This window comes from Jiella mangrovi (assembly GCF_017815135.1).
GTDB lineage: Bacteria > Pseudomonadota > Alphaproteobacteria > Rhizobiales > Rhizobiaceae > Jiella > Jiella mangrovi.
The window spans coordinates 135,581-145,021 of record NZ_JAGJCF010000015.1 but is presented as its reverse complement, the minus strand read 5'-3'; the positions used below and the strand labels follow the sequence as shown (position 1 = coordinate 145,021).

Annotated in this window: 9 protein-coding genes; 3 read left to right on the top strand and 6 right to left on the bottom strand. The window is 64.3% G+C overall.

The window, feature by feature from the left end:
• The 6 genes from J6595_RS17525 to J6595_RS17500 form a co-directional block, all read right to left on the bottom strand.
• Nucleotides 1-421 (bottom strand): NAD-dependent epimerase/dehydratase family protein (locus J6595_RS17525; protein ID WP_209596095.1); only part of this gene is annotated, 421 nt, incomplete at its 3' end.
• A gap of 335 nt (nt 422-756) precedes the next feature.
• A complete protein-coding gene (locus J6595_RS17520; protein ID WP_209596093.1) occupies nt 757-1,215 on the bottom strand; it encodes an RbsD/FucU family protein in 459 nt (152 codons plus the stop codon).
• Nucleotides 1,216-1,463: 248 nt separating this feature from the next.
• Complete coding sequence (locus J6595_RS17515; protein ID WP_209596091.1) at nt 1,464-1,637, bottom strand: hypothetical protein; 174 nt, start codon at nt 1,635-1,637, stop codon at nt 1,464-1,466.
• Between the two features lie 150 nt (nt 1,638-1,787).
• Nucleotides 1,788-2,822 (bottom strand): NAD-dependent epimerase, encoded by a 1,035-nt coding sequence (locus tag J6595_RS17510; RefSeq protein WP_209596089.1) that lies wholly within the window; start codon nt 2,820-2,822, stop codon nt 1,788-1,790.
• A 30-nt stretch (nt 2,823-2,852) separates the two neighbouring features.
• Nucleotides 2,853-3,602, bottom strand: coding sequence for a polysaccharide deacetylase family protein (locus J6595_RS17505; RefSeq protein WP_209596087.1), 750 nt, complete (start codon nt 3,600-3,602; stop codon nt 2,853-2,855).
• Nucleotides 3,599-4,825: a glycosyltransferase gene (locus tag J6595_RS17500; protein ID WP_209596135.1), complete on the bottom strand. Its 1,227-nt coding sequence runs from the start codon at nt 4,823-4,825 to the stop codon at nt 3,599-3,601. The genes J6595_RS17505 and J6595_RS17500 overlap by 4 nt, the downstream gene beginning before the upstream one ends.
• 297 nt (nt 4,826-5,122) lie before the next feature.
• Between J6595_RS17500 and J6595_RS17495 the strand changes: the two genes are divergently transcribed.
• The 3 genes from J6595_RS17495 to J6595_RS17485 are packed head-to-tail and all read left to right on the top strand — an operon-like array spanning nt 5,123 to nt 9,254.
• Nucleotides 5,123-7,105: an ABC transporter substrate-binding protein gene (locus J6595_RS17495; RefSeq protein ID WP_342453238.1), complete on the top strand. Its 1,983-nt coding sequence runs from the start codon at nt 5,123-5,125 to the stop codon at nt 7,103-7,105.
• On the top strand, nt 7,102-8,100 hold the full coding sequence (locus J6595_RS17490; protein WP_209596085.1) for an ABC transporter permease: 999 nt from the start codon (nt 7,102-7,104) through the stop codon (nt 8,098-8,100). The genes J6595_RS17495 and J6595_RS17490 overlap by 4 nt, the downstream gene beginning before the upstream one ends.
• Nucleotides 8,097-9,254, top strand: a complete 1,158-nt coding sequence (locus J6595_RS17485; protein WP_209596083.1) for an ABC transporter permease — start codon at nt 8,097-8,099, stop codon at nt 9,252-9,254. Before J6595_RS17490 ends, J6595_RS17485 begins: the two co-directional genes overlap by 4 nt.
• The last annotated feature ends 187 nt before the right edge of the window (nt 9,255-9,441 follow it).

Below are 9,441 nucleotides of genomic sequence, written 5' to 3'. Positions count from 1 at the left end.
TGAGATGGATGTTCTGGCGCGACTCGACGATCGCGGCGAGGACGTCGTTGGTGGCGTTGAGGTTGTTGCTCACCGTATAGCGCTTGTGCGACGACGACTTCATCGAATAGGGCGCGGCGCGCTGCTCAGCGAAATGCACGATCGCGTCGGGCTGCTCGGTCTCGATCAGCGTCAGAAGGCGATGATAGTGCTCGCCGACCGTGAAGTTCTCGAAGCGGATCTCCTTGCCGGTCAATTCCTTCCAGACCCGGATCCGCTCGCCGATCGGACGGATCGGCGTCAGGCTGTCGACCTCGAGCTCGAGGTCGATCGAGCGACGCGACAGATTGTCGACGATAATGACGTCATGACCCTGTTTGGACAGGTAGAGCGCATTTGGCCAGCCGCAAAAGCCATCCCCACCCAGGATGATAATCTTCATTTTGTTCTCACATTCGTGTCGATGTCATCGGGTTATGCTGCCGCTGTCGCTTGAAGCCCGCCACCCATGCTGCATAGCAATATGCCATACGTCCCACTTCGTAAAGACTGTGTACTATGCAGGACGTCAATTCATAATCCAGGGTTGCCAAACTATGCTGCACTGCACCTATTTGGCGTCATATCTGCCCCTGCGACAAGGACGCAGCGTCAAGTCGCAACGCTCTCGCCCGTGGGGGAATTTTCGTTTCCAGCGAGTACGAACGCCACCGTCGCAGCCCCGGCGAAGATGATTTCTCGTTGCACAGGCGCACGCGTCCCGCGCCGCGCCGCGGATCATTCGGCGGCAGGATCGGCGATCACGCCCTTCTTGAAGATGAAGCAGCCATAAGGCCGGGTCTCGCCGGTCCGCACCACCGCATAGGCGGTCTTCGCCTCGTCGTAGAAATCGAAACGCTCGACCGCCTCGATCGCCACCTCGCGCCCCTCGGCGGCATCGACGATCGCCTGCATGTCGCGATGGACCGCAAATTCGGCCTCCGGCTCGCCCTCGGGCGCCATGTGGCGGACCGGAGCATCGACGAAGGTGTCGAGCGGCATCAGCGACAGGATCGCCTCGGCGGCCTCGGTCGTGCCGACCCCGGTCATCTGAACGAGAACGCCTGTCACGGTCTCGGCCGCCACGGAAGCTGCGGGGAAGTTGCGATCCGCCAGGACGAGTTCGTCGCCATGTCCCATCGCCGCAAGGATCTGCAGGAGCTCGGGGGTGATGAGGGGCGAAATTGTCTTCAGCATGGATCGAGATCTCCCGGATGGTGGCGGCGCTTGTCGGCCGCTTTTTCGTTTATGACGGAAAGCGGCCTGCCTGCCAGCAGCTGCCGGCAAGCCGTTGCAGCCAGCGCTTGCCGGAGGGGCCTTGACGGAAGGCCCAGTCGATGCTCCGCCTTGCTTGCGCGTGCAAGCCGGTATGTTCGCAGCGCCCGCCATGATTCTTCGCTTCGCGCGCTGGAGATGCTCATCGAGCCGCGCCGGCCCGGCATCGGTCAGGGCAGCTTTTCTTCTTCTTCGGCGTCCTGCTCCTCGATCGGGATATCGCGCCCGATCAGCCGTTCGCCGTCCTTCTTGCCTTCGAAGCCGTTGTCGGTCCGCTCGACGGCATTGCCGACGAGATCCGGCTGATCAAGGTCTTCCGGCGGGCGTTTTTTCGTGTCGGACATGGGGGGTCTCCCTTTGAATTTTCTGTCTGGAGAGAAAGTCCGAACGCCGGCAGACCGTTCCCTCGCAGCGACCCTCCGCCGACACGCGATGCCAGGTATCAAGCCGGGCGCGCTGTCTCGCGAAGGGTAGGTTCGAAAGTCGAATGCGCTTCAGCCGGTCTTTCGGCGATAGGCGAGATACCAGTCGACGAAGGCGGCGATGCCGTCTTCCACGGTCGTGGTGGGGCGATAGTCGAGCGCGGTCTCGATCTCCGCGACATCGGCGAGGGTGTCCTCGATGTCGCCCACCTGCATCGGCTTCAGTTCGATGATCGCACGCTTGCCGAGCGCCTTCTCCAGAACTTCGACATAGTGCTTCAGCTCGACCGGCCGGCCATTGCCGATGTTGAAGATCCGGAACGGCGCACTGCTCGTCGCCGGATCCGGCCTTGCCGGATCGAAGGAGGGGCTCGGCGGCGCGATGCGATCGCTCGCCCTGACGACGCCCTCGACGATGTCGTCGATGAAGGTGAAGTCGCGGCTGTGGCGGCCGTTGTTGAACAAGGCGATCGGCCGGCCGGCCATGATTTTCTCGGCAAAGGAGTAATAGGCCATGTCGGGCCGCCCCCAGGGCCCGTAGACGGTGAAGAAGCGCAGGCCCGTCACCGGCAGCGAAAAGAGATGGCTGTAGGCATGCGCCATCAGCTCGTTGGAGCGCTTGGTCGCGGCATAGAGCTGGATCGGATGGTCGACGCCGTCATGCTCGGAGAACGGTACCTTGCGGTTGGCGCCATAGACGCTCGACGACGAGGCGAAGGTCAGATGCGGCACATGCGCGTGGCGGCAGACCTCGAGCATGTTGGCAAAGCCGACGAGATTGCTCGACACGTAGCTTTCGGGATTTTCCAGCGAATAGCGCACGCCCGCCTGCGCCGCGAGATGGATCACCCGGTCGAAGGCGCCCGTCGCGAACACCCGGTCAAGTGCCGCCCTCTCGGCGAGATCGGCCTCGACGAAGGTGAAGTCGCAGCCGGTCGTCTCGGCCAGCCGGGAAAGCTCGGCCAGCCGGCCGCGCTTCAGCCGCGGGTCGTAGTAATCGTTGACGCTGTCGAAACCGACGACGGCATCGCCGCGGGCGAGCAGCTTCTTGGCGGTGTGAAAACCGATGAAACCGGCCGCGCCGGTGAGAAAAACACGCTGAGACATCGGCGCGTCATAATCGCTTCGCGAACGGAATCAAAGCGCGGCTTTCCACCCGGCCGCCGGATGTGCCGCAAGGAGGCCGAGAAGCCGGTTCGCAAGGGCCCACGCCGCCTCGTCATGCTGGAGATGGTGGGTCAGAATCCCGATGGTTTCGCCGGCGCGATTTTCGTCGATCTGAGCGGCGAGAAGGCGATCGGCCTCGTCGATGGCAAGACCGCGCATCGCCCGCCAGTCCATGATGTCGAGATGCGTATTGTGCTCGGCCGGCATCCCCTCGCCGCGCGCCTTCGCCGGGCCGTAGGTGGAAACGATCGGCAGGCCGAGGTGCGGCAACAGCGTCCGGGCGCTCGGGCCGATGCGGTTCCATGGCGGCACGAAGACGGGATGAAAGCTGTTCCCGAAGAGGCCTTCCAGCTTGCTCTTTCCGGCCGTGATCTCACCCGCCATCGCCTCTGCTGGCCGATGGTCGCCGAATTCGGCGCGTTTTTCGCCCTCCGGCGCATGGTTGGCGTGGGAAAAGCCGTGGAGAAGCACCGAAACGTGGGGTTCGCGCGACAGTCGTTCGGCGAGAGCCGGTTCGGCGCCTTCCGGGATGACGGCAAGCGCGAGCGGAACGTCATGATCTTTCGCCAGCGCGAGCAGGCGCTCCAGTTCGGGCGTCGGCCGGCGCGCGTCGTCGTCGCGCCACCAGAACGCCACGCGTCGGCCCGCGTCGGACAGCCGATCGAGCGCGGCCGACGACAGCGGCAAATCGGCGATGGTCGCTGTTGGCCTCGCGCTCATGCCGCCTTCGCCCGCAGCGCATCGCCGAGCAGCGCCGCCACCCGGTCGAGCCCGGGTTCGGGCGAGAATTTTTCCCGCACCCGCCTCTCGCCCGCCTCGGCAAGGCGCATCGCCAGCGCCGGGTCGTCCATCAACCTCGCGATCGCTTCCGCCAGAGCCTTGGGGTCGCGCTCCTTAACGAGGAGGCCCGTCTCGCCGTCGGTGACGAGTTCGGGGATGGCCGAGACATGCGTCGAGATCACCGGCAGACGGTGCGCCTGCGCCTCCATCAAGACGTTGGGCAGCCCGTCCCGGTCGCCGGATCTGGCGATGCGCGACGGGAGGACGAAGAGATCGGCCTTTTCCAGAAGCGCGAAGACGTCGCGGCGCTCGCGGCTGCCGTGCCAGGTGATGCGATCGGCGATGCCGGCCTTCGCGGTCTGGTCTTTCAGCTTTTTCGCCAAGGCGCCGCCGCCGACATGGTCGAAATGCCAGTCGCGATCCTTCAGCCGGGCGAGCGCCCGGATGAGATCGCCATAGCCCTTCTTCTCGACCGCCCGGCCGACCGAAACGATGCGATAGGGCCGGTCGCCGTCATAGGGCTCGCGCTTCGGCGGCGTGATGCCGGAGAGATCGAGGCCGTGATAGACGAGCTCGACCTTTTTCGGCTGCCTGGCCAGCGACTGCAGATAATCGAGATTGGTCGCCGTGCAGGTCACCCCGAAGGCCGACGAATCGAGCTTCTCGGCGAGCTCCCAGGCCTCCGACGTCCAGATGTCCTTGGCATGGGCGGAGAACGACCAGCCGAGGCCGAGGATCGTCGCCGCATAGCGCGCGACGGAGGCCGGCGTGTGCAGGTAATGGGTGTGCAGCCAGCCGACATCCGCGGGAAGTTCGGCGGCAAGCACGCAGGCCTGGCCGAAGCGGCGGTAGCGATTGGCGGTGTGGTCACGCTTCAGATCCGCCTGAAAGATCCGCTCGGCCTCGGCAAAACCCGGCTGGCGCTCGGCGAAGTCGCGGCCGCGCTTCACCCGCGCCGGATCGTCCTTCAGATATTCCGGCAGATAGAGCACCGGCGCGGTGATCCTGCGATGGACGGGATGCACCTTGGTCTCGCCCGGCTGGCGCAGCGAAACGATCAGCTGATCCAGCCCGCGATCCTCTAAGCCGGCGATCTCCTGGGCGATGAAGGTCTCCGACAGGCGCGGATAGCCCTTGACCAGAATTGCGACCCGCCGCTCCATCATGCCCGTCCCGTCTTCCATACACTCGGCGCCCCTTCAGATGGGCATGACGCCGGGATTATGCGAGCGAAGCCGAGCCGGCAAGGACGGGCGTCACACTCTCGACGGGCCTTGACGCCAAGCTATTCCAGCGGCCCGCCTTTGGCGCAGATGACGAGAAGCGATGTCATCGTCGAAGGCGGGGTTGGGCGCAACCCGCGCCATGCGGCCACTGCTATCATTGACAAAGCGTCAACCTCGCAGCTTACTGGCGGCAATTCTGGGGAAAGGGAGCCGGCAATGCGGCATGAGCAGGGAGTGAGCGCGCAAGAGCAAGGCGCCTCGCACTTTGATGCTCGCGCCATGGTCGTGGCAGCGCTCTGTCTCATTGCAGGTCTTCTCGGCGTCTTGTCCTCTGAGGCCTCGGCGCAGGACGTGCCGGAGCCGACGTCGCTGGCCGCCGCCGTCGCCAAGGGCGAGCTGCCGCCGATCTCCGAGCGACTGCCGAACGTGCCCCGTGTCCTTCCCGTCGACAGCGCCTGCCCCGCCGACGAGCTGGGCGGCACTTTGAACATGCTCGCCGGCAGCGCCAAGGACACGCGCATCATGCCGGTCTTCGGCTATGCCCGCCTCGTCGGCTACGACACGAGCTACAAGATCGTGCCGGACATCCTCGAAAGCTACGAGGTCGAGCAAGGTCGGATCTTCACCTTCCATCTCAGGCCGGGGATGAAATGGTCGGACGGCGTGCCGTTCACCGCCGAAGACTTTCGCTATTTCTGGGAAGACATGGCGAAAAATCCGAAGATCGCCAAATTCGGCATTCCCCCGGAACTTCTGGCTGACGGCGAAGAGCCGGTGGTGACCTTCCCCAACGAATACACCGTGCGCTACGCCTGGGCCAAGCCCAATCCGGGCTTCCTCGCTGCGCTGGCGGCCGCAACGCCCTTCGATATCTTTAGGCCCGCTCATTATCTGAAGAAATTCAATCCGAACTACACCGACCCCAAGAAGGTCGAGGCGAAGGTCGAGAAATCTGGCCAGCGCAACTGGGTCGCCCTGCATTTCAAGAAGGACCGGGCCCAGCGCAACGACAATCCCGACATGCCGACGCTGCAGCCCTGGATGCTGGTGACCAAGCCGCCCGCCGAGCGGCTGATCTTTGCCCGCAACCCCTATTTCTTCCGGGTCGATCAGGAAGGTCGTCAGCTCCCCTATATCGACGAGGTGGCGCTGACCATCGCCAATTCCGGGCTGATCCCCGCCAAGGTCGCCAATGGCGAATCCGATCTTCAGGCCGCCTATCTGTCCTTTGCCAACTATCCGTTCCTCAAACGCGGCGAGAAACGCTCGAACTACGAGGTCCGCCGCTGGAAATCCGGCAAGGGCGCCCATGTGGCGCTGTTTCCGAACCTCAACGCCAAGGATCCGGTCTGGCGCAAGCTCCTGCAGACCGCCGATTTCAGGCGGGCACTGTCGCTGGCGATCAACCGCAAGGACATCAACCAGGCGATCTTCTACGGCCTCGCCGAACCGGGCGGCAACACGGTCCTGCCCGGCTCGCCCTTCTTCGATCCCAAGCTCCGCTCGATGTGGTCGACCTACGAGCCGGACCGCGCCAACGAGATGCTCGACGCGCTCGGGCTGAAACGCAGCACGCCGGGCGGTCTGAGACTTCTGCCCGACGGCCGTGAAATGCGCATCGTCGTCGAGACCGCCGGCGAGAGCCGCGAGCAGTCGGACGTCCTCCAGCTGGTGCGCGACGACTGGCGCAAGATCGGCATCGATCTTCTGATCCGCGAGAGCCAGCGCGAAATCTTCCGCAACCGGGTCAAGTCCGGCGCCACCCTGATCTCGGTGTGGACCGGGCTCGACAACGGCCTTGCCACGCCGGATACCGACCCGGGCGAGATCGTGCCCTCGACGGCCGAGCAGCTGGAATGGCCGGGCTACGGCATGTGGGTCGAGACCCACGGCACCGGCGGCGAGAAGCTGGAGGAGACACAGGACCTTGCCCCGCTCAGACGGCTGATCGCCTTGCGCGACGCCTGGAAGGCGACCCTCGACACCGACGAAAAGACCCGTATATGGCGCGAGGCGCTGAGGATCTTCGCCGATCAGGTCTTCACCATCGGCATCGTTTCAAGCGTCGACCAGATCGTCGTCGTCTCGAACAAGCTCGAGAATGTGCCGGAGAAAGGCGTCTACAACTACGATCCCGGCGCCTTTTTCGGCATCTACAACCCCGACAGCTTCTACTTCGCCTGCCCCGCGATCGACACGGCGGATAAGCGCCGGTGATCCGCTATCTTGGCAACCGTCTGATGACCATGGTGCTGACGCTCGCGGCGATCAGCGTGCTCGTCTTCGCCATCATCCAGCTGCCGCCGGGCGATTACCTGACCAGCTACATTGCCGAGATCCAGGCGCAGGGCGAGCAGGTCACCGCCGACAAGATCCAGTTTCTGCGCGAGGAATATGGCCTCGACAAGCCGCTGTGGCAGCAATATCTCGTCTGGGTGACAGGGCTGGTTCACGGCGATCTCGGCTATTCCTTCGAATACAACCAGCCGGTCGCCGACGTCGTCGGCGAGCGAATGCCGCTGACGCTTCTGCTCAACGCGGCGACGGTCATCTTCATCTATCTCGTGTCGTTTCCGATCGGGATCTATTCGGCCACCCATCAATATAGCTGGGGCGACCACGGCCTGTCCTTCCTCGGCTTTCTCGGGCTCGCCACGCCGAATTTCCTGCTCGCGCTGATCCTTCTTTATCTCGCAAACGTCTGGTTCGGCACGTCGATCGGCGGGCTGATGGCGCCCGAATTCATCGGCGCGCCCTGGTCGATGGCCAAGGTCGGCTCGGTGCTCGCCCATCTGTGGGTGCCGGTGGTCGTCATCGGCACGGCGGGCACCGCCGGCATGATCCGCCGCTTGCGCGCCAATCTCCTCGACGAACTCCACCGGCAATATGTGACGACCGCGCGGGCCAAGGGCCTGTCGGAGAACCGCATCCTGTTCAAATATCCGCTGCGCATGGCGATGAACCCCTTCATCGCCGATCTCGGCTCGATTCTGCCACAGATCGTCTCGGGATCGGTGATCATCTCCGCGGTGATGAGCCTGCCGACGACGGGTCCGATGCTTTTGTCGTCGCTGAGAAGCCAGGACATGTATCTCGCCGGCTCGTTCCTGATGTTCCTGGCGCTTCTGACGGTCGTCGGCATGTTCATATCCGACCTTTTGCTCGCCCTTCTCGACCCGCGTATCCGCCTCGGTGTGAAGGGCGCACGGTGAGCCAGATCCCGCATTTCATCTCGACCGAGCCCTTCGATGCCGAGGCGACGATCGCCACCGGTTCGGTCCTGTCGGAGCGCTACGCGCGGGCCTCGCAGGCAAGGCTGATCTGGTGGCGCTTCCTGCGCCATCGCGTCGCCGTCGTCAGCCTGGCCTTTCTCGCCATCAGCTATGTCTCGATCCTGTTCGTCGAGTTCCTGTCACCTTACGAACTCTCCTCCCGGCACACGGATTTCATCTTCGCCCCGCCGCAATCGGTGCATCTGTTTCACGATGGCGACCTCGTCGGACCCTTCGTCTATCCGCTCGACTATGCCCTCGACATGGAGACGCTGAAGCGGACCTATGCGGAGGACACGTCAAGGCCGATGCCGGTCCGGTTCTTCTGTAAGGGCGAAGCCTATTCGTTCTGGGGCCTGTTCGAGGCCGACACCCATCTCGTCTGTCCGCCGGAAGGCGGCACGCTGTTCCTGCTCGGCACCGACCGCCTCGGCCGCGACATGCTCTCGCGCATCATCTATGGCGCGCGCATCTCGCTCACCATCGGCCTCGTCGGGGTGACGCTGTCCTTCATCCTCGGCATCACCATCGGCGGGCTCGCCGGCTATTTCGGCGGCTGGGTGGATGCGAGCGTCCAGCGGGTGACGGAAGTTCTGCGCTCGATCCCCGAACTGCCGCTCTGGCTGGCGCTGTCGGCCGCCCTGCCGCTGACCTGGAGCCCGCTGCTCGTCTATTTCGGCATCACACTGATCCTTGCCCTCCTCGACTGGCCGGGCCTCGCCCGCGCCGTGCGCTCCAAGCTCTTCTCGCTGCGGGAGGAAGATTTCGTCACCGCCGCCGAGATGCTCGGCGCGAGCCCGCGGCGGATCATCTTCCGGCATCTGTTGCCGAACTTCATGAGCCATCTGATCGCTTCGGCCTCGCTGTCGATCCCGACGATGATCCTGGCCGAAACCGCGCTCTCCTTCCTCGGCCTCGGCCTCCGCCCGCCGATCACCTCCTGGGGCGTGCTTTTATCGGAAGCCCAGAATATCGAGGCGGTGGCGCTCTATCCCTGGCTGCTTTTGCCGATGCTGCCGGTGGTGCTGGTGGTGCTGGCGTTTTCGTTCGTCGGGGATGGCTTGAGGGACGCGGTGGATCCGTATCAGCATTGAGGAGCATGGAAGCCGGTGGGGTGCCCCTCGCCCTTCGAGGCTCGCTTCGCGAGCACCTCAGGGTGAGGGGCATGGAAGCGCTGGGGAGCGGCTCTGGCTCCCGTCGCCAAGGGGCGCGGCGGTTCCCCGTTCCCTCATCCTGAGGTGCGAGCAAAGCTCGCCTCGAAGGGCGAGGGAATGGCGGGCG